The following is a 20,915-nucleotide window of genomic DNA, read 5'->3' as shown; positions in this document are numbered from 1 at the left end:
GGCATGGACGCCGGTTCGCTCGGCCCGGCACCGGCGGACCCGCCGGCGTTCATCACCGGCGTGGCGGCGGCGGGTGCCGTCGCGGCAGACGGGTCGGAAGCGGCGGACGCCGCCGGCGGCGCCGGCATCGCGTTCGGGCGCAGGTAGCCGGCCAGTTCGAAGGCCACGTCCAGGCCGTTGCCGCTCTCGCCCGGCGAGAGCTGGTAGCGCTGCGCCATCACGTTGAGGTTGTCGATGAACAGCGCCGGCGTGCCGCTCTCCAGCGCATGCAGTACGGCCGCCAGTTCCGGCGTGCCGCAGCGCAGGCGCACCTGCACCGCGACACGGGTGAAGCGGTCGCTGCGGTTGTCGGCGGCCAGCGGCGAGCGGTTGCTGATCGCGCAACTGCGGTTGCCGGGGCTGGCCGTGGCCACCGCGCTTTCCAGGCGCTGCACCAGGCCGGCCGAGGCCAGCTCGGCCGAGGTCTCGCGCAGGAAGCCCGGGCGCGTGGCCAGGTCGCGCTGCGCCTGCTGCAGCCGTTGCGCCACCTGCGGCGCCTGCTGCAACTGCATGCGCACGCGCAGTTCGCGCTGCTGCAGTTCCTGGATCTGCGCATCGACCTCGCGCATCGGCACGGTCCACCACGGATGCACCAGCACCAGGTAGCCCAGCGCCAGTGCCGCCAGCAGCAGGCCCAGCGCCAGCCAGCGGTCGCGCTTATCGACCTGCACCGGCATCGGCGGCCTCCTTGCGCTTGGTGCCGGCCAGCTCGGCGGTGAGGGTGAAGCGGTCGCGGTGGCTGCCCGGGTCGGCCTGCAGCACGCCGGTCAGCGACGGCGTGCGCCACAGCGGCGAACCTTCCAGGCGCCCGACCAGCGACGAGGCTTCGCTGCTGAGGCCGATCAACTGCAACTGGTTGCCCTCGATCGAGAACTTCTCCAGATAGGTGCCCTCCGGCAGGCGCTTGCTCAGTTCGTTCCAGACCTCCACCGAGGCCGGGCGCTCGGCGCGCAACTGGTCGAAGAACGCGGCGCCTTCGACCAGGTCGAGCAGTTGCTGGCGCTGCGCGGCCACGGCGCGTGCGCGCTGCGCGCCGCTGTCCACCTGCGTGCGCAGGTGCTCCAGCGCATCGCGGCGGTTGTCCAGCAACTGCCAGCCGGCCGCGCACAGCGCCAGCAGCGCGGTGGCGGCAAGGATCGCGTTCCAGCGCCGCATCGGGTCGGCGCGGCGATGGCGCTGTTCCTGCGGCAGCAGGTTCACTCCCAGCGGCGCGCCGTCGCTGCCGGCGACGTCGATGCCGGCAAGGGTCGGGCGCAGCGCACCGGCGCTGGCCTGCAGGTCGTCCAGCACGCGGCGCGGCGCCACCACCAGTTCGGCATCGAGCTGGGCGTCGTCGCGGCGGCCGTCGGCGCGCACGTCGTAGATGATCTGGTCGGCCTGGAACGGGGTCTGCCGGTCGATCTCGAACTTCACCACCTCGCGCAGGTGCTCGGCCGCCGCCGCCGGCAGCCGCAGCCGGCGTTGCAGCGCCGCCTCGGCCGGCAGCAGCCACACCCGCGGCAACGCCGCCAGGCGCGGCCCCAGCAGGGCCTCCAGTTCGGCGGGCAGCAACGGCCACGGCAGCGCCAGCGGCGCGCCCAGCTCGGACTCGACCTGCCGCGCCAGCATCAGCTGCTCGCCTTCGCGCCACAGCAGCAGCCGCGCCTGCGACCAGCCCAGTTGCAGTTGCCAGCGCGGCGGCAGCCACGCCATCAGCGAGCGCTGCCACCAGGCCAGCAGCCCGCCCGCACCGGGGGCGATGCGTACGCCAAGTTTGTCCATCGTGTCGCGCCACGCCGTCATCGCACCGTCGTTCCTTCTTCCCAACGCAACACAGTGTAGGCGGAGCCCGGCAGCGCCGACGAGCCTGGGCGCACCACCGCGCGCAACACGCCCTCGCGGCCATTGCCCAGCCGCGCCCGGCTTTCGATGCTGTAGGTGCCGCCACCGCCCATGCCGACCATGCCGAGCTGGGTCTGGTCGGTGCGTTCGCGTTGCGCCAGCACCTGCTGCGCGTCCAGGCCCAGCGCGGTCAGCACCGGCCCCGGCGCGAAGTCCGGCGTCGGCCGCGACACCCCGCCGTACAGGGTCAGGTTGGGCAGCAGCTTGGCGTACAGCTCCGGGTCCATGCCCAGCACCAATTGCAGTTCGGCCAGGCTTTCGAACGGTGCATCCTTGGCGCCGTAGGGCAGGCCGGCCGCGGCGTAGTCCGGATCCTCGGCGCCGTTGGGCTGGGTCAGGTTGTCCGGGTCGCGCCAGTCCACGATGGCCGCGGCGATGCGCTCGGCGCGCTGCGGATCCTCGCCGACCGCGCGCACCAGCGCCGCCAGCAGCGGCGCATCGGCCATGTTCAGATCGACCTTGCCGCTCTCGTCGGTGACCCGCAGGTCGACCGTGGCGCCCTCGTACTGCCAGCGATAGCGCCGGCCGTCGGCACGCCAGCCCGGCTGCGTGGGGGTACCGGCGAGCCGGGTCAGCGCGTACTCCAGGCCGGCGCGGGCGCGCTCCTGCGCCTCGGCGCCGTCGCCGAGCACCTTGCCCTGCAGGTTCTCGGTGCGCGCGGTCAGCGCGAAGGCGCCGATCAGCGCGGTCAGCAGCGCGATCAGCCACAGCACCAGCACCAGCGCGGCGCCGCGGTGGCGATGCGTCGCGCTCATTGCCGCATCTCCGCGCCGCCGGCCTGGCGCAGCGCCACCACCAGCGGCGGCCACGCCGTGCCGTCGCCGCTGCGCAGCTCGATCGACACCAGCAGCGGCAGCGTGTCGGTGCGCTCCCAGCGCTCCTGCCAGGGGCCGATGGTGCCGCGCTCCGGGTCCAGGCCGCGGTAGCGGAAGCGCACCTCGCGCAGGTCGCGCGCCAGCGGTTCGGGCGGACGCGGCGGGGTCTCGGCCAGTTGCTTGCCGGCCTGCACCTGCACCAGCGCGATCGCCAGTTGCCGATGGTCGCCCTCGCCGCTGACCCGCAGGTCGTGCAGGTAGGGGCCGCCGCGGCCGAGATACTCGGGCAGATCGGCCACGAACTGCATGCGCTGCGGTTCGCCGACGAAACGCACCGGCTGCAGCGTATGCGTGTCGATATCCAGCGGCAGCGACTGCGCGCCGCTCAGGCGCCGGCGCAGGAAGCCTTCGACCGCGCGCATGCGTTCGCTGCGTCCGGCGATCGCCTCGCCGCGGCCGCTGATCGCCATCGCCGAGCGCAGCGTGGCGAAGGCCAGGGTCAGGCCGCCGACCAGCAGCACCGTGGCCAGCAGCACTTCGATCAGGGTGAAGCCGCGCGCGCTGGCGCGCTGCGGCGGGCGCGTGGTCATTGCGGCACCCCGTTGCCTTGCGGGGCGACCAGGCGCAGGGTCTTCCACTGCAGCGCCTGCGCCGGCGCATCGCCCCAGCGCACCTGCAGGCTCAGTTGCAGCAGGGTCGGCGCGCCCGGCGTCACCGCCGCATCGGGCGGCCGCCGCGGGTCGGCGTAGGGCGCCACGTCCAGGGTCCAGCGGTAGCGGCCCTGGTCCAGGGTGCCCTGGCTGCGCCCGGGCTGCAGCGGCTGCTCCACGCCCTGCGCCGCCAGCAGCGACTGCGCGTACAGCGTGGCGCGGCTCACTTGGTCGGCGCGCTGCACCTGGCGCGCGGCGCCGGACAGCGAGCCGAGCAGCAGGGTCAGCGCCAGCGCCAGCAGCGCGAACGCCACGATCACCTCGATCAGCGTGTAGCCGCGCTGGCGGTTCATGAGCCCGCCTGCTCCGGCGCACGCCCCACCGTCACTTCGCCGGTCAGCCAGGTCACGTCGATGCGCCAGCGCGCCTGACGCGCCTGCAGCTCGATGCGTCCGCCGCTGGAGGCGCCGTCCTCGAAGAACTGGATCGCGCCCTCCCCTTCGCGGCGCTGCGCCTGGCGCGCGCCGGTGAAGCGGATCGTCAGCGACGGCGGGATCCCGCCGTGGCGGCCGTTGGGCGCCTGCCAGCGGTGCGCCTGCGGATCGATCAGGAACCGCTGCGGCTGGCCGCTGGCGATCGCCTGGGTGCGGGTGTAGCGCAGTTGCGAAGCGATCTCCTTGGCCGCCGAGCGCAGGCGCATGCCGTCGATGCCGCCGGTCAGCACCGAGGCCGCCAGCAGCGCGGCGATCGCGATCAGGCCCACCACCAGCAGCATCTCCAGCAGCGACACGCCGCGCATGCGCGCACGCGCGGCCGGCGCGCACGCCGGCGCGCCGAAGCGCAGCGCGCCGGCAGGGGCCCGGATCACGGCGCCGGATCACTCGTACTTGATGTCGGCGTCGTAACTGCTGCCGCCGGGCTGGCCGTCCTTGCCCAGGCTGATCAGGTCGAACGGACGGCCGTCGCCGGGCACCTTGTACTCGATCGGGTGACCCCAGGGGTCGTTCAGTTCGGCGGGCTTGGCATACGGGCCGAGCCAGCCGCTGACGCCGCCCGGCGCGGTGACCAGGTCGTCGAGCTTGGACGGCAGCTTGCCGGTATCGAGCTGGTAGTTGTCGACCTTGCCGGCCAGGGTCTGGATCTGCGACTTGGCCAGGTTGGCCTTGCCGCGGTCGGCGCCGCCGAGCACGCGGCTGCCGACCAGGGTCAGCACCGCGCCGATCAGCACGATGACGATGATGATTTCCAGCAGGCTCATGCCCGCCTGGCGTGCGGCGGACGGGGAACGGGTGAGGGAGCGGCGGAGAGTGCGCATTGCATGGATCCTTGCGGTGGAAGACCTATGTAGCCGAACACGGTGACGATGGCAGCCGGCGGCGGCCGGCGGTACAGCGGCGCGTCACGCACGCCGTCACACCTGCCGCCGGAGGATCCGTACCGCGCGCACGCACGGCCGCGGCCGGCGCGCAAGGCGCCGCTGGCAATGGGACAGGGGCGGCGGCGGAAGGTTCCCTGACGGACACGTGCGGCGTCACAGTCCGCGACGACCGCGTGTGGCTCAGCCGGGGCCGAGGGTTCGGCGCCCCATGCGCCATGGCGCACCGCGCGGACGTGTCAGGCAAGGCCGCTGCCGTCCATGGCGTCGCATTGCCGGCGCCGGACAGACCGGCCCGGCCATCCATGGCCGGGCGTTCGGCCATGCGCGAACCTGCGGCTCGCAAGCGCATGGCCTCCTTCGATTCGCTCGTCCGCTGCGCCAGATGACTGCGCAGCCGTCCATGGCGCGGCATCGCGAGCGCCGGAACCACCAGCCCAGCCATCCTTGGCCGGGCGTTCGGCGCCACATGCGCCATGGCGCATAAGCGTGGAACCTCACCCAATCGCATTGGTCAGGTCGTAGAGGGGGACGAGGACGGAAATGATCACCAGGCCGACCACCGAGGCCAGGACCAGGGTGATCGCCGGCACCATCGCCGCCAGCAGGCGGTCGATGGCCTGCGCGGTTTCCTGTTCGAAGGTGTCGGCGGTCTTCAGCAGCATGATGTCGAGCGCGCCCGATTCCTCGCCGACCTGGATCATCTGCAGCGCCAGGCGCGGGAAGCGCTTGCCCTTGGACAGCGATGCCGACAGCCCGTGGCCGTTCTTGACGTCGTCGGCGGCGGCGCCGACATCGGCGGTCAGCGCCAGGTTCGACAGCACGTTGCGGGAGATGCCCAGCGCCGCCAGCAGCGGCACGCCGTTGCGCAGCAGGGTGCCGAGGGTGCGGGTCAGGCGCGCGGTCTCCAGCCGGGCGATCAGCACGCCGACGAAGCGCTGGCGCAGCAGCCAGGCATCGAAGCTGGCGCGGAACGCCGGGTCGCGGCGCTTGCGGTCCACCGCCAGGATGGTCACCCCGGGCACCACCAGCAGCACGATCCACCAGTCGCGCACGAACAGGCCCACGCTCAGCACCGCCTGGGTGAACCACGGCAGGGCCACGTCCAGGCTCTCGTACATCTGCGCGAACTGCGGCACCACGTAGCCGAGCAGGAACAGCAGCGCGCAGCCGACCACGCTGACCAGGATCGCCGGGTAGATCAGCGCGTTGATCACGCGCCCGCGCAGTTCGCGGCTGCGCTCCAGGTATTCGGCCAGGCGTTGCAGGGTGTCGTGCAGGCTGCCGCCGGCCTCGCCGGCGCGCACCATGTTGATGTACAGGCGCGAGAACAGCCCGTGCTGGCGCTCCAGCGCGGTGGACAGCGGCGCGCCGCCGCGCACCGCGTCGCGGATGTCGCCGACGGTGCGCTTGGAACGCTCGTCCTCGGGCAGTTCGAGCAGGATCGACAGCGCGCGGTCCAGCGGCTGGCCGGCGCCGAGCAGGGTCGCCAGCTGCTGGGTGAACTGCACCAGCGCAGCGCCGTCGAACGGCTTGGGCCGGAACAGCCCGCGCAGCGAGGTGCCGCCGCCCTCGGCCGCCAGCCTGGCCTGCATCGGCATGTGCCCCTGCTCCTGCAGGCGCAGCGCGACTTCCGCCTCGCTGGCGGCTTCCATCTGCCCTTCCAGGATCTCGCCATGCGAGTCCAGGGCCTTGTAGCGGTACAGGGGCATCAGGGCTGGAGCTGGGACTGGAGAATGGGGAATCGGGAATGGGAACGCGCGTCGTGCGCGTTCCATGCGTTCCCGAGCGCGGACCGCCGGCGCACGGCGCAGCGACACGTCGTCACCACCAGAGCGCAGGTCGCGCGCATCAGGTTTCCTCCGTTACGCGCAACACTTCCTCGATCGTGGTCTGGCCGCTGAGTGCCTTGGCCAGGCCGTCCTCGTACATGGTGCGCATGCCGGCCTCGCGCGCCAGCTGCTCGATCTCGCCCATGCCGGCGTGGCGCATCACCGCGCGGCGCAGCACGTCATTCATCACCAGGAATTCCATGATGGTGGTGCGGCCCACGTAGCCGGTCGGCGCGATCGCCGAGGGCCGCGGGCGGTACAGGAAGATCTCGCCTTCCGGCTGCAGCCGGCGCAGTTCGAACTTCTCGATCTCCTCCGGGGAGGCCGCATAGCGCTCGGCATGGGTCGGCTCCAGCCGCCGCACCAGGCGCTGGGCGAGGATGCCGTTGATGGTGGAGGTCAGCAGGTAGTCCTCCACGCCCATGTCGAGCAGGCGGGTGATGCCGCCGGCAGCGTTATTGGTGTGCAGGGTCGACAGCACCAGGTGACCGGTCAGCGCGGACTGGATGGCGATGCGCGCCGTCTCCAGGTCGCGCATTTCGCCGATCATGATGATGTCCGGGTCCTGGCGCACGATGCTGCGCAGCGCATGCGAGAAATCCAGGCCGATCTGCGGCTTGGCCTGGATCTGGTTGATGCCCTCGATCTGGTATTCGACCGGGTCCTCGACGGTGATGATCTTGACGTCGGCGGTATTGAGCTGGCTCAGCGCGGTGTACAGCGTGGTGGTCTTGCCCGAGCCGGTGGGGCCGGTGACCAGCAGGATGCCGTGCGGCTGCTCCAGCACCTTGCGGAACTGCGGCAGGAACGCGTCGGTGAAGCCGAGCCGGTGGAAATCGAACACCACGGTCTCGCGGTCGAGCAGGCGCATCACCACGCTCTCGCCGTGCGCGGTGGGCACGGTGCTCACGCGCAGGTCCAGTTCCTTGCCCTGCACCCGCAGCATGATGCGGCCGTCCTGCGGCAGGCGGCGCTCGGCGATGTTGAGCTTGGCCATGATCTTGACGCGGCTGATCACCGCCGCGGTCAGGTTGGCCGGCGGGCTCTCGCCGTCGATCAGCACGCCGTCGACGCGGTAGCGCACCTTCAGCCGGCTCTCGAACGGTTCGATGTGGATGTCCGAGGCGCGCAGTTCCACCGCGCGCTGGATCACCAGGTTGACCAGGCGGATCACCGGCGCCTCGGAAGCCAGGTCGCGCAGGTGCTCGATGTCGTCGGCGGCGACGCTGTCGCCGTCGGCGGTTTCCACGATCGCGCCCATCGCGCTGCGGCCCTGGCCGAACCAGCGCTCGATCAGGTCGTCGATCTCCGAGCGCAGGCCGACCCGCGGCAGCACCTGCAGGCCGGTGGCCAGGCGTACCGCGTCGGCGGCATAGGCATCGTGCGGATCGGCCATCCACAGTTCCAGCACGCCGTCGCGTTCGCCCAGCGGACACACATGGAATTGCTTGAGGAAGCGCAGCGACAGCGGTTGCGCCTCGGGCAGGCTCTCCGGCGCGGTGGCCGGCAACTGCTTGGCGTCGAGCAGCGGCAGGCCCAGGACCTCGGCGCTGAGTTCGGCATGGTCGCGCTCGGAGACCAGGCCCAGGCGCGCCAGCAGCGCCAGCAGGCCGCCGCCGGACTCGCGCTGCAGTTGCCGCGCGCGCGCCAGGTCGCCGTCCTTGAGCCGGCCCTTGGCCAGCAACGCCGCGATGATGCGGGTTTCGGGCGTCTCCACGGCGACGGCAGTGTCCTTCACGAGCGCATTCACGCGATCCCTCCCAGATGACCGTGCGACTTTAGCAGTTCGGCATGACCCGACGCCGAATCCGGCGCGCGCCGGCGTCGCTGTCTACCGGCGGCCAGGACGTCGGCGCTGGCAGGACGCGCCGCCGTCATCGGCCTGACATTCCGGCAGGCGATGGTGGATGGTTACGCGCCGGCCACCGGAGCCGCGGCTGGGGCCTGTGCGCCTGCTGCAGACGCAGGAAACCCGGCCGGAGCCGGGTTTCCTGGGACACCATGGCGCCTCCCTGCGCCGCGTGCGCTTACTGGCGCGCGACCAGGCTGACGCCGCTGTAGGTGCTCTCGCCGACCAGCTTGATGTAGTAGGTGCCGGCCTGCGGCGCGGTGAAGCGCACCGTCTCGTTGTTGCCCGGACGGGTCGACTTGGCGTCGGCGTTGCCGGTGCCCGGCTCCTTGCCGAAGCTCACGTACATCGACACGTTGCCGCTGCCGCCGTAGGTGAGGAAGCTCAGCACCGCGCCGGCCTTGGCCTCGAAGCTGTACAGCGCCTCGTTGCCGGCGGCACCGGCCAGGCCCGCCACCGCCACCTTGTTGGTCAGCGCGGTCGCCGTCGGCGCGCACTGCTCGGTGGCCGGATCGCACGGCTCTTCCAGTGCCTTGTCCAGCGCGGCCTTGGCATCGACGATGCCGGTGCCGATCGGGGTGCTGGACGGGATCGACACCGGGAACGGACGCGCGGTCTGCTTGAGCAGGGTCTCCAGCGCAGCCGGGGTCAGCGGCGCCTTGCCCGCGGCGATCAGCGCGCTCTGCACCAGCGCCGCCACCGCGGCCACGTGCGGCGAGGCCATCGAGGTGCCGCCCATGCCCATGTAGGTGTAGTTGCCGGAGGTCGGCGTGGTCGCGCCGGTATAGCCGTTCTGCCAGACATAGCCGCCCGGGTTGCCGTCGACGCTGCCACCGCCGCCCGGACCGGACAGGTCCACCTTGGCGCCGTAGTTGGAGTAGTAGGTGATGCCGCCGGTGATGCGGGTGGCACCGACCGCGATCACGTTGTCGCAGCTGGCCGGGCTGAAGTTGGCGGCATTGGCGGTGTTGTTGCCGGCGGCCACCACCACCGTGGTGCCGCGCGACACCGCGCCGTTGATCGCGTCCTGGGTGACGCTGTCGCAGGCGCCGCCGCCGCCCAGGCTCATGTTGATGACCTCGGCCGGGTTCTGGTTGGCCGGCACGCCGGACACGGTGCCGCCCGAGGCCCAGATGATGGCGTCGGCGATGTCGGAGGTGTAGCCGCCGCACTTGCCGAGCACGCGCACCGGCAACACGGTGGCGTTGGGCGCCACGCCGGCCATGCCGACGCCGTTGTTGGTCGCCTCGGCGACGGTGCCGGCGACGTGGCTGCCGTGCCAGGAACTGTCGTCGGCAACGGAGCCGGCGTAGCACTCGTTGTCGTTCTCCACCCAGTCGCCGTAGTCCAGCGCGCCCGGCACGCGGTCGTCGGTCGCACGCCGCGAGGTCGCCGCGTCGGAAATGAAGTCGTACCCCTGCAGCAGGTTCACCGCCACGTCCGGGTGGTTCGGCAGGATGCCGGTGTCGAGCACCGCCACCACCACGCCGTCGCCCTTGGACACGTCCCACGCGGCCGGCGCGTTGATGCCGCCGTTGGCGTTGCTGTAGTGCCACTGGTACTGCGCGTACAGCGGGTCGTTGGGCACGAACTGCGGCTGCACCTGCGCCTTGGCCCGCAGCACCTCGACCGGGCGCAGCTTGGCGTCGACCTGCGCGTACTTCACCGCCGGGTCGGCGGCGATCTCGGCCACCACCTTGTCCAGGTCGGCCTTGCTCAGCTTGCCGGTCAGGCGGATCAGGTCCGCGCCGATGCCCAGGGTGCGCACGTATTCGGCGCGCACGCTGGCCGCGGCCGCGCGCGAGATGCCGTTGCCGCCACCGAGGCTGGCGCGGCCCACCGCCGACTGCACCGCCGACAGCTTGGCACTGCGGTCGCTGGCCGCGGCGCTGCCGGCGTTGTAGCGCACCAGGATGCGGTTGGAGGTCACCGCATCGGCCGGCGCGGAGGTGCCCGGTTCCTTGACCGGCAGCGGTGCCGAAGCGCCCGCCGCGATCGCGCTCGAGGCTCCCAGCGACATCGCCAGCATGGCGGCGGCGATGGCATTGATACGAAGGTTTTGCTTGTCGATCACGTTGACGTCCTCTTCAAAGTTTCGTGGATCAGGCGACAGTTGCGGCCGTAAAACTCCCTTTTCCGAATCCGTTGGCCGGCCCAGCCAAGGTCCTGTGGTCTGCCCCCTCAGGCCATTGCGTGGCGGACGGCGGCAGCTGCCGCCGTCCGCGATGGATCACCAGCCGAAACCGGCACCGATGCCGATCGAGCTGTCGTCGCTGCTGAAGGCACCGCCGATGGTCACCGTGGCGCGGTCGCTGAAGGCGCGCTGGTAGCCCACCGACAGTGCCGACTCGCCGTTCTGGAAGCCGATGCCGGCACCGACCCGGTTCTGGGTGCGGATGCCGGCGGCGCTGGTGGCCATGTTGAGCATGGCCGCGCTCATCGCGCCCTGGCGGTCGATGCGGCGGTCCTGGTCGCGCAACCGCGCATCGACGTCGCCGCGCAGCACCTCGAAGCTGTCGGCCATGGTGCCGAAGCGCGCATCGGTGTACGACTTGGCCGTAGCCACACCGTTGTCGAGCTGGCTCTTGTTGACCGCATCGGTGGCCTGGGTGCCGGCGGCGACGTTGGCGAGCTGGCGCTCGTTGCCGGCGCTGCCGATCGAGACCGTCTGCGCGCGATCGGCCACCGACCCCTGCCCCAGTGCGACCGCGCCCTGCGCGGTGGCGCTGGCGCCCTGGCCGAGGGCGGTGCCCGAGGCCGCGCTGACGCTGGCGCCCTCGCCCATCGCCACCGCGTTGGTCGCCACCGCCGCGATGTGGCTGTTGGCGCCCACCGCGGTGCTGCCGTCGGCATTGACCTTGGCGTTGCTGCCAATTGCAGTGTCGTTGGCGCCATGCGCGTAGGCGCTGCCGCCGATCGCGGTGCCGGTGACGTCGTTGGCACGCGCGGCGGTCCCCACCGCGGTGGCGCTGGAGGCCACCGCCGTGCTTTCGCCGACCTGGGCGGTGCCGATGCTGCCGGACACCGACGCGGTCGTGGTCGCCGCCGCGGTCTCGGTTACAGTCGCCGGCGCCGCCTCGGTGGCCTGCGCGGCCACCGCACTGGTGCCGACCATCCGCGCGCTGCGTGCCGCCGTGGCGCTGCCACCGGTGCGCGCATCCAGTTCGCTGACCTTGCCGTCCAGCGCCGCCAGCGCCGCGCCGACGTTGTTGTAGCTGGCGCCCTGGATCACGTAGGTCGGCGCCACGAACAGGCCCTGCGCGCCGAGTCCGGCGCCGCCGCCCAGGAACGTGGCCATGTTGCTCAGCGACTGGTACAGCTGGCCGCCGTTGATCGCGTCGGTGCTGCCGGCGGCGACGCTGCCCGCGGTCAGGTTGACGATGCGCCGGGTGGCCGGGCCGCCGCGGCCGTTGCCGCTGCCCAGCGACACGGTGTCGGCCTCGTACACCCGCGAGCCGGCGCCGAGCGCGACCGCGTTGTCCGCGGAGACGCCGGCATTGGCGCCGAGCGCGACGCCGTTGCTGCCGCTGTTGCGGACGAAGCTGTTGTAACCCATCGCCACGCCGTTCTCGCCGATCGCGTTGGTCTGCAGGCCAATCGCGGTGCTGCGCGCACCGGTCGCCGAGCTGCCGGCACCGTTGGCGGTGGCACCGGCGCCAGCAGCGACGCTGCCCACGCCCAGCGCGGAACTGCGCAGGCCGCTGGCGGTGGCGCCGGCACCGGCCGCGGTGCTGTCCACGCCGCTGGCGCTGGCCACCGCGGTGCCGGAACTCTGGAAGCGTGCGCTGGTGTCGCCGGCCGCGGTGGCCACCGCGTCCAGCTGCGCCTTGTTCACCGCATCGGTGGCGTTGACCGCCGCGCCCACGTTGGTGATGCGGCGCGTGGCCGGCGCAGTGACGCCATTGCCCCCACCCACCGACACCACGTTGGCTTCGCTGGTGCGTGCGCCCGAGCCCAGGGCGACGCTGCCGGCGCCGCTGGCCGAGGCGTTGATGCCCAGCGCCGTGGCATTGGTGCCGCCATAGGCGAAGGCGTTCTGGCCGATCGCGGTGCCGCCCTGCGCGGTGGCCCAGGCGAACTGGCCGACCGAGGTGGTCTGCGCCGCGGTGGCCCAGGCCGAGGCGCCGAGCGCGGTCGCGTCCTCGCCGGTGGCGCGGGCGCTGTAACCCAGCGCCGCGGCATAGGCGCCGGAGGCGGTGCTGCCCCAGCCCAGCGCCGAGGCGTAGTTGCCCGCCGCCGCCGCGCCGTAGCCGAACGCGCTGGTGCGGGTGCCGCTGGCGGCGCTGAAGGCACCGACCGCGGTGCTGTAGTCGCTGCCGGCGGTGGCCTTGTAGCCATCGGCGGTGGCCTGCAGGCCGCTGGCGATGGCGCCGGCGCCACTGGCACTGCTGAACGTGCCGCTGGCCTGCGCACCCGCGCCCAGCGCGGTGGCGCCGGCGGCGCTGGCGGTGGTGGTGCCGTCGAGCAGCACATTGCCGGACGCGTCGGTGTAGTACAGCGAGCCGCCGATCGCGGTGCTGGATTCGCCGGTGGCGGTGGCGTTGTAGCCGGACGCGGTGGCGTAGCGGGCACCGGCCAGCGCGCCGCTGCCGAACGCCGAGGCGCCGGTGCCGTAGGCGTTGCTGGCCTCGCCGGCGGCGGTGGCGTAGTTGCCTTCCACGTAGCTGCCGACATCGTCGGCCGGGTCGCTGCCGCCGCTGGCCTTGAACTGCTTGCCGGTGGCATCGGCGGACTGCTTCACCTCGTTCAGTTGCGCGACGTTGACCGCGTCGGTGGCCTCGGTACCGGCGGCGACGCTGGTGATCTGCCGCTCCTTGCCGGCGCCGCCCACCGAGACGGTGTTGTCGCGCGCCGCCTCGGAGTTCGCACCCAGGGCCACGCTGTTGACGCCGGACGCGTAGGCGCCGTAGCCGAACGCACTGGCGCTGTCGGCGCTGGCGTAGCTGAGGCTGCCGAGCGCGCTGCTGAAGTCGGCGGTGGCACCGGCGCCGGCACCGAACGCGGCGCTGTTGGCACCCGAGGCCTCGGCCGGGATCAGGCCGAAGAACGAGGTGCCGCCGACCGCCACGCTCTCCTCGCCAGAGGCCACGCTGTACTCGCCCAATGCCACGCTGCTGCTGCCGGAGGCGGTGGAGGACACGCCGACCGCGGTGCCGTAGCTGCCCGAGGCGAGTGCGCCATAGCCCAGCGCCGAGGACAGATAGCCCGTGGCCTCGCTGTAGCCGCCCAGGGCGGTGGCGCCGATGCCCGAGGCGGCGCTGCGGAAGCCGGTGGCCGTGGCCTGGTTGTCCGAGGCCACCGCCTCGTTGCCGGTGGCGGTGGAATAGGTGCCGCTGGCCTGCGCGCCGGCGCCGCTGGCGGTGGCGCCGATCTCGCTGGCCTGGGCGTTGCTGCCGATGGCGATGCTGTTCTCGCCCGACGCCTGGCTGGCGTTGCCCAGCGCGACCGCATCGACACCGCTGGAGACGGCGTTGAAGCCGATCGCGGTCGCCCCGGCGGCCACCGCATTGGCGCCGCCACCGAGCGCAGTGGCGCCGTCGGCGGTGGCGTTGGCGGCCTCGCCGGCGGCCAGCGCGTTGTCGCCGTCGACCAGGGCGCCGGCATCGCTGTCGGCGCTGCCGCTGGCCTGGAAGTACTTGCTGGTCGCTGCCGCGGCCTGCTTCACCGCATCCAGTTGGGCGACGTTGACCGCATCGGTGGCCTCGGTGCCGGCGGCGACGTTGGTGATCTGCCGCTCCTGCCCGGCACTGCCCACCGACACGCTGTAGGCGCGGTCGGCGACCGCCCCGGCGCCCAGCGCCACCGCATTGGACGCCGTCGTCTCGCTGCCGGCGCCGATGCTGATCGCGCTTTCCGCATCGGCCACGGTGTTGGTGCCGATGGCGATGGTGTTGACCTGGTTGCCCAGCGCCTGGAAGCCCAGCGCCACGCTGTAGTTGCCGTAGCCGAACGCGCCGCGGCCGACCGCGGTGGCGCTCAGGCCCGGCGCCCAGCTGTTGAAGCCGATCGAGGTGGCGCCGCTGCCGCTGGCCCACGCCCCGGTGCCGAACGCCGAGGCGTTGGCGCCAGTGGCCCAGGCCGAGGTGCCGAACGCCGAGGCGCCATCGGCCGTGGCCCAGGCGTAGGCGCCGACCGCGCTGGCGTCCTCGCCGCTGGCCCAGGCGTTGTCGCCCTGCGCCAGGCTGTAGTTGCCGGTCGCCCGCGCCTTGTAGCCGCCGGCGGTGCTGTGGTCGCCGGTGGCCTGCGCACCGTAGCCGGTGGCGGTGGCGACGCTGCCGGTGGCCTGCGCGCCCGCGCCGAGCGCGGTGGCGTTCTCGCCGGCATTGGCGCCGACCAGCACCGGCTTGCCGTCGGCATCGACGATCGGCTGGTTGTACTGGTCGTAGGCCTGGCCGCGGCCGCCGATGGCGGTGCCGCCGGTGCCGCCGGCCGTGCTGCCGTTGCCCAGCGCCACCGCGTCATCGCCCATCGCCGCCGCGCCGCTGCCGAACGCCGCCGCACCGCTGCCGTAGGCATTGGCCGCATCGCCGGCGGCAAGCGCGCCGGCGCCGTCGGCATAGGCGCCGACCGTACCGTCGCCGCCATGCGCAAAGAACTTGGAGGTGCCTTCGGCAGTAGCGCGCACCGCATCCAGTTGCGCGAGGTTGACCGCATCGGTGGACTGCGTGCCCGCGGCGACATTGACGATCTGCCGCTCGCTGCCGGCATCGCCGACCGAGACCGTGTTGGCCCGACGCGCCACCGCGTTCGCGCCCAGTGCCACGCTGTCGGCGGCCAGCGCGGTGCTGTAGAAGCCCACCGCGGTGCTGTTGGCGCCGCTGGCCCAGGACTGCGCGCCCAGCGCGCTGGCGTAGTCGCCCGGCGCGTAGGCGAAGTAGCCCAGCGCGGTGCTCTGCAGGCCAGAGGCCTCGGTCATGCTGCCGTTGGCGGTGGAGTCGTCGCCCGAGGCGATCGCGCCGGCGCCGAACGCGGCCGCGTTGGCGCCGCTGGCCTGGGTCTGCACGAACAGGCCCAGGCCCGGGATCAGGTCGGCCGGACCGCCGACCGCCACGCTGCTGGTGCCGGTGGCCGCACTCTGCGTGCCGACCGCCGTGGCGTAGTCGCCGGTGGCGTTGGCCACCGCACCGAACGCCGACGCCTGCGCGCCGCCGGCATAGGCGCCCACGCCCACCGCCGAGGCGGCGAAACCGCTGGCATCGGCGCTGGCGCCCAGCGCGGTACCGCCGACCCCGGCGCTGGTGGCGCCGGTGTCCACCGCCACCCCGCTCTTGGTGATCAGCGGATCGCCGTTGGCGTCCACCGCCACCCCGCCGACCGCCACCGCCGCCGGCCCGGTGGCCTGCGCGTTGGTGCCGAAGGCGGCGCTGTTCTGCCCCGCCGCGACCGCGCCGCTGCCCACCGCGGTCGCCCCGCTGTTGAGCGCATCGGCGCCGGCGCCGAGCGCGGTGCTGCCGTTGCCGATGGCATTGGCGGCCTCGCCGGCGGCGAGCGCGTCGTCGCCTTCGACGTAGGCGCCGGCATCGCTGTTGCCGGCGCTGGCCTGCAGGTACTTGCCGGCCTCCTGCAGCTGCGCCACGTTGACCGCGTCGGTGGCTTCGGTGCCCGCGGCGACGCTGGTGATCTGCCGGGTCAGGCCGTTGCCCACGTCGCCGACCGAGACGCTGTTGTCGCGGTCCGCGTAGGAATACGCGCCAAGCGCGACCGCGCTGGACGCCGAGCGATCCTGCGCATCCGCGACCCAACTGCTGACCCGCGCGCCGTAGCCGATCGCGGTCGCGTCGGCGCCATTGGCCGCGCTGTTGGCACCGAGCGCGGTGCTGCTGTCGTGGAACGTGGAGGTCACCGCGTCGGCACCGAGCGCCACGCTGTTGGCGTTCCACGCGGTGGCCGCCTGGCCGATCGCCACCCCACCCTCGCCCGCGGACAGCGCATGCGCGCCGAGCGAGACGGTGTGCGGCGCGAACGAACCGGCGCTATGGCCGATCGCCACCGAGTCGGCGGTGCCGTTCTCCAGGTTCGGGAACACATTGGCGTTGTAGCCCATCGCGATCGCGTAATCGCCCTGGCTCTCCGCGCCTGCCCCCAGCGCCACGCTGCCGACGCCGGTGGCCGCGGTGATGCCGACGCTGTTGCCGGCACTCGCCGCGGCGGTGCTGACCCCGCCGATTGCCACGCTGTCGGTCCCGCTGGCCAGCGAGTTCATGCCCATCGCCACGGTGCTGGTCGCGGTCGCCCGCGCGCCGATGCCGGCCGCGGTGGCGTAATCGCCGGCGGCGCGGGCGCCGTAGCCCACCGCCGTGCCCAGGTCGCCGGCCACTTCGGACAGGCCGCCGACCGCGGTGGCGCCATCCTTGAAGGTCTGCGCGTGATACCCCAGCGCGGTGCTCTGCACGCCGCTGGCCGAGGTGCCGGTGCCGACCGCGGTGGACAGCGGATCCAGCGCCTGCGCGCCGCCGCCGACCGCGGTCGCGGCCACGCCGAGCGCCTGAGTGGTCTGTTCGCGGCTGCCGACGATGAAGCCGTTCTCGTCGTACTCGTACACCGTCGCGGTGCTGCCGATCGCCGTGGCCGAGGTGCCGGCTGCGGTGGCATCGGTGCCGACCGCGCTGGCGTGGTCGCCGCTGGCGACTGCGCCACTGCCCAGCGCCGCGGCGCCGAGGCCGGCGGCGGTGCTGGTGGAACCGACGGCGGTGGTGTAGTCGCCATCGGCCAGCGCGTCGGCGCCGGCGGCGGTGGCCTGCTGGCCCTGCGCCAGCGCAGTGCCGTCGCCGCTGCCGGCGAACAGCCGCGCGGTGCCGTCGGCCACCTGCTTGACCGCGTCGAGCTGGTCCAGGTTCACCGCATCGGTGCCCTCGGTGCCGGCGGCGACGTTGGCGATCTGCCGCTCCTTGCCGGCGCTGCCGACCGAGACGGTGTCGGCGCGATCGGCGACCGATCCCTGACCAAGCGCGACGCTGCCGCTGGCCGCGGCCTTGGCGCCGTAGCCCAGCGCGGTGGAATCGTCGGCCTGCGCCCAGGACGCGGCGCCGAACGCGGCGCTGGACGCGCCGTCGGCCGAACTCAGCCAGCCGACCGAGGTCGAGAAATCCCCATTGGCCCAGGCGCCGGCGCCGAACGCGCTGCCGCCTTCGCCCTGCGCCTCGGTGGTGAACAGGCCGAGCACGCTGCCGCCGACGGCGGTGCTGGACACGCCGCTGGCGAGGCTGGAAAAGCCCACCGCCACGGCGTCGCCGCCGCTGGCGTTGGCGCCGTAGCCGAACGCGGAGGCGAAGTCGCCGCCGGCCTGGCTGAAGCCGCCGGTGGCGGTCGCCGCCAGCCCGGTGGCGGCGGCGGAGAAGCCGGTGGCGGTGCTCTGCGTGCCGTCGGCGCGCGCGGCAGTGCCCAGCGCGGTGGAGAACGCGCCATTGGCCTGCGCACCGGCGCCGAACGCGCTGGCGCCCTGCGCGGCCGCGGTGGTGGTGCCTTCCAGCAGCACCTCGCCGTTGTCGTCGACGATCGACAGCGCACCGCCGACCGCGGTCGCCGAGGCGCCGACGGCGGTGGCATTGCTGCCGACCGCAGTGGCGTTGCCGCCCAGCGTGGTGGCGCCGCTGCCGAGCGCGCTGGCGCCGTTGCCGATGGCGTTGGCGCCTTCGCCGGCGGCCACCGCATTGGCACCCTCGACATAGGCGCCGGCATCGCTGGCGTCGCTGCCGCTGGACTGGAAGTACTTGGCGGTGGTGTCGGCGGTCTGCCTGACCGCGTCCAGCTGCGCCACGTTGACCGCATCGGTGGCCTCGGTGCCGGCGGCCACGTTGGTGATCTGGCGTTCGCCGCCGGCCTTGCCGACCGACACGCTGTCGTCGCGGTCGGCCACCGCGTCGGCGCCCAGCGCCACGCTGTTGCGGCCCTGCGCCACCGCGCTGTTGCCCAGCGCGGTGCTGTTGAAGCCGCTGGCGCTGGAGAAACCGCCGACCGCAGTGGCGTACTCGCCCGTCGCATCGGCGGCCACGCCGACCGCGGCGCTGGCGGCGCCGGAGGCGATGCTCTCGGCGCCGAGCGCGGTCGCGCCATCGCCGCTGGCGGTGCTGTAGTAGCCGAGCGCGCTGGCTTCCACGCCGCTGGCGTCGCTGAGGGTGCCGCTGGCCACGCTGCCGTCGCCGCTGGCGTTGCTGGCCGCGCCGGTCGCGGTGCTCTGCGCGCCGCTGGCGTTGCTCTCGGCGCCGACCGCGGTGGCGTAGTCGCCGCTGGCGTTGGCGTTGTCGCCGATCTGCACGGCCTGCGCCTGGGCGTTGCCGGGAAGGGCGCCGGCGCCCAGCGCCAGGGCGATCGCGCCGGCCAGGGCCAGGCCGTGTGCGCGTGCGGCACGGCGATCGCGGACGACCGCGCCGCGGGCATCGCCGCTGGCCAGTTCCGATGCCACCACCCACATCCCCAACGCGTTGTTCCAGACCTTGCGATAAATCCGATTCATCGACGACTGCTCCTCAATTCGGCTGGTTTTTGGTCAAAAAGCCACCCTCGCCCGGCGTTCCGGCCGGCCGACCCCCTGTCGGTTTTTTAGGTGCCGCACGTCCCAACCGGGACGCGAGAGGCTCACGCCTGTCGCTGCTCGGAGCTGTAGATGAACCGAGGTGGAATGCGGAACTGACTCGAGTGTTAACCCGGCCTTTCAAGTACGTCAAGTTTTTGACTTGCTGCGACACACGCCGTGACACAGACCGCGAATTCAGGGTTATTTCGTTAATTTTTCGATAAATATCAATGAAAACAACCCACTCGCGCCAACTTTTCGGCACGGACCTTGCCAGCCTTGACATGCCGCGTTTGGAGCGATTTCGTTTTTCGTCAAGGACTTGACGCAAACGTGTGGTAAATGCGCCAGGAGCCGCACAATCGAGGTGCGCGATCGCGCCAGACGGACGCGAATGGCGCCGATTGCGCGAAACAGATGCCCGTGGTCACGCGGCGGCGCGACCCGGGTGGCGGATGGCGGAATGGAGGCGGCCGCAGTGCGGGCATGCAGCCCGGAGCGCCAGGTGGGCGCACACCACCGGCTTGTTCACCGCGACGGTGGCGCAGGCACACGAGCGCGACCGCCATGACGGCAGCGCGCGCGGGACGAAACCCTGCAGTTTTCGTAGGAGTCAACTGTCATGCACCTGCGATGACAGGAGGAGCGTACGGGGCCTGATCGCGCGCGATGGCATTGAGCCAGCGCAGGAACTTGTGCATGCAGGCGACGATGGCGACCTTGGCCGGTTTGCCGCCTGCGCGCAGGCGCGCGTAAGTGTTGGCCAAGGGGGATTTGGCGCGGATGCTGGCCCAGGTGGCCATGTACAGCACGCGCCGCACGTCGGCACGTCCGCCTTTGATGCGGCGCTGGCCTTTCCAGCAGCCGCTGTCGTGATTGAACGGGGCCAGCCCGACCAGGGCAGCGAGCTTGCGTGGCGGCAGCGTGCCCAGCTCTGGCAGCCGCGCGGCCAGAACCGCGCGCAGGATCGTGCCGAGCCCAGGCACCTTGGGTAGGCTCGAGCAGGTCTTGCCCTGCTGCTCGATCTCCTGCGTCAACGTCTGGATCTGCTGGTTCAGCAGGGCGATCACCTCTCGGCAGCGGTGTTGCACCTTGGCGCTGGTGATGTGCTCCAGGCGCCGCCGATGGGCATCACGCTGGCTCACCAGGGTGGCACGCAGGTCCAGCAGTTCGCGAAGAGACTGCTGGTGCTCGGGCGCCACGGGCGTGGGCATGGTCGGGATGTGCTGGGCGGCGATGGCCAGCAGGCGCGCGTCCAGGGCATCGGTCTTGGCATGCAGGCCCAAGGCCTGGGCGAGCTTGCGCGGACGATCGGCGGCCATCCGCACTGCCGGCAGGTTTGCCTCTCGGAGCACCTGCAGCACGGCATGTTCGTAGCCGCCACTGGCTTCCAGCACGATCCGCTCGCAGCCCAGCTCCGCCAGGCGTTGGGCCAGCGCGCGTTGCCCCTGTGGCGTATTGGGTTGGGTCCAGGCCTGCTCGTCCGGCAGGACATGAATGACCAGTTCGGCCTTGGATACATCGATCCCGACATGGCGCCGCATAGACGTTCTCCGCAGTAGACTCAGGGACGAGAGCGCTCCTGCCGATGCCCATGCTTGTGGAGTTCGAGCTCGTCACTCGGGCAACTGTTCGGGCTTGTCAGGCAGGAGAACCGGAGTGCGGCGGCGCTGACTCCTACTCGTGCTTGCTGGCACTGCGGCTAAACGGCCTGCCGCACTCCGCTCTCACCTGCAACGATAGACCCTTATTTGACACAAGCGGCTTCAGCCGCGACCGCGCACGGCCAGATCATCCCGACTGCGGGACTTGCAGGGGGATTCCATTCGATACACGGGAAACATCGACGGTATCGGCCTGTCGGACTGCCGACCCAGCCGACCCAGCCGGCCCGGACACGGTCCTGCGTCGGGACTGAAGTCCCTCCCACATGGGACGCAGCGACGCGCGACCCAGCGCGT

11 protein-coding genes and 1 pseudogene are annotated in these 20,915 nt (G+C 72.3%); all 12 read right to left on the bottom strand.

The genetic code is table 11. The features are described 5' to 3' along the window. Window positions 1-71 precede the first annotated feature (71 nt). Window positions 72-716 (bottom strand): annotated as a pseudogene (gene gspM / locus AC1G9L_RS03730) (type II secretion system protein GspM); the annotation flags it as partial. Continuing rightward, window positions 697-1,821: a PilN domain-containing protein gene (locus tag AC1G9L_RS03725; protein WP_481070294.1), complete on the bottom strand. Its 1,125-nt coding sequence runs from the start codon at window positions 1,819-1,821 to the stop codon at window positions 697-699. The gene AC1G9L_RS03725 and the pseudogene gspM, both read right to left, overlap by 20 nt. Beyond that, on the bottom strand, window positions 1,818-2,675 hold the full coding sequence (locus AC1G9L_RS03720) for a type II secretion system minor pseudopilin (protein ID WP_010343596.1): 858 nt from the start codon (window positions 2,673-2,675) through the stop codon (window positions 1,818-1,820). Before AC1G9L_RS03720 ends, AC1G9L_RS03725 begins: the two co-directional genes overlap by 4 nt. Further along, complete coding sequence (locus AC1G9L_RS03715; RefSeq protein ID WP_481070293.1) at window positions 2,672-3,325, bottom strand: type II secretion system protein J; 654 nt, start codon at window positions 3,323-3,325, stop codon at window positions 2,672-2,674. Before AC1G9L_RS03715 ends, AC1G9L_RS03720 begins: the two co-directional genes overlap by 4 nt. Then, window positions 3,322-3,738: a type II secretion system protein XpsI gene (gene xpsI, locus AC1G9L_RS03710; RefSeq protein ID WP_481070292.1), complete on the bottom strand. Its 417-nt coding sequence runs from the start codon at window positions 3,736-3,738 to the stop codon at window positions 3,322-3,324. The genes AC1G9L_RS03715 and xpsI overlap by 4 nt, the downstream gene beginning before the upstream one ends. Continuing rightward, on the bottom strand, window positions 3,735-4,184 hold the full coding sequence (xpsH, locus tag AC1G9L_RS03705; protein WP_481071002.1) for a type II secretion system protein XpsH: 450 nt from the start codon (window positions 4,182-4,184) through the stop codon (window positions 3,735-3,737). Before xpsH ends, xpsI begins: the two co-directional genes overlap by 4 nt. A 78-nt stretch (window positions 4,185-4,262) precedes the next feature. Beyond that, window positions 4,263-4,700, bottom strand: coding sequence for a type II secretion system major pseudopilin GspG (gene gspG, locus AC1G9L_RS03700; protein WP_029562177.1), 438 nt, complete (start codon window positions 4,698-4,700; stop codon window positions 4,263-4,265). 557 nt (window positions 4,701-5,257) lie between these two features. Further along, complete coding sequence (gene xpsF, locus AC1G9L_RS03695) at window positions 5,258-6,472, bottom strand: type II secretion system protein XpsF (protein WP_019799989.1); 1,215 nt, start codon at window positions 6,470-6,472, stop codon at window positions 5,258-5,260. A 139-nt stretch (window positions 6,473-6,611) separates the two neighbouring features. Then, window positions 6,612-8,342, bottom strand: a complete 1,731-nt coding sequence (gene gspE, locus AC1G9L_RS03690) for a type II secretion system ATPase GspE (RefSeq protein ID WP_010343590.1) — start codon at window positions 8,340-8,342, stop codon at window positions 6,612-6,614. Window positions 8,343-8,619: 277 nt separating this feature from the next. Then, window positions 8,620-10,515 (bottom strand): S8 family serine peptidase, encoded by a 1,896-nt coding sequence (locus AC1G9L_RS03685; RefSeq protein ID WP_019799990.1) that lies wholly within the window; start codon window positions 10,513-10,515, stop codon window positions 8,620-8,622. A 156-nt stretch (window positions 10,516-10,671) separates the two neighbouring features. Further along, the gene (locus AC1G9L_RS03680) at window positions 10,672-18,894 is read right to left on the bottom strand and encodes an ESPR-type extended signal peptide-containing protein (RefSeq protein ID WP_481070291.1); all 8,223 of its coding nucleotides are present in this window, start codon (window positions 18,892-18,894) and stop codon (window positions 10,672-10,674) included. Between the two features lie 680 nt (window positions 18,895-19,574). After that, window positions 19,575-20,498 (bottom strand): IS110 family RNA-guided transposase, encoded by a 924-nt coding sequence (locus AC1G9L_RS03675; RefSeq protein WP_481069107.1) that lies wholly within the window; start codon window positions 20,496-20,498, stop codon window positions 19,575-19,577. Window positions 20,499-20,915 lie beyond the last annotated feature (417 nt).

It is taken from the genome of Xanthomonas sp. NCPPB 1132, assembly GCF_056629235.1.
Note: the sequence above shows the minus strand (reverse complement) of the source record. Positions and strands in the feature narration are given on the sequence as shown.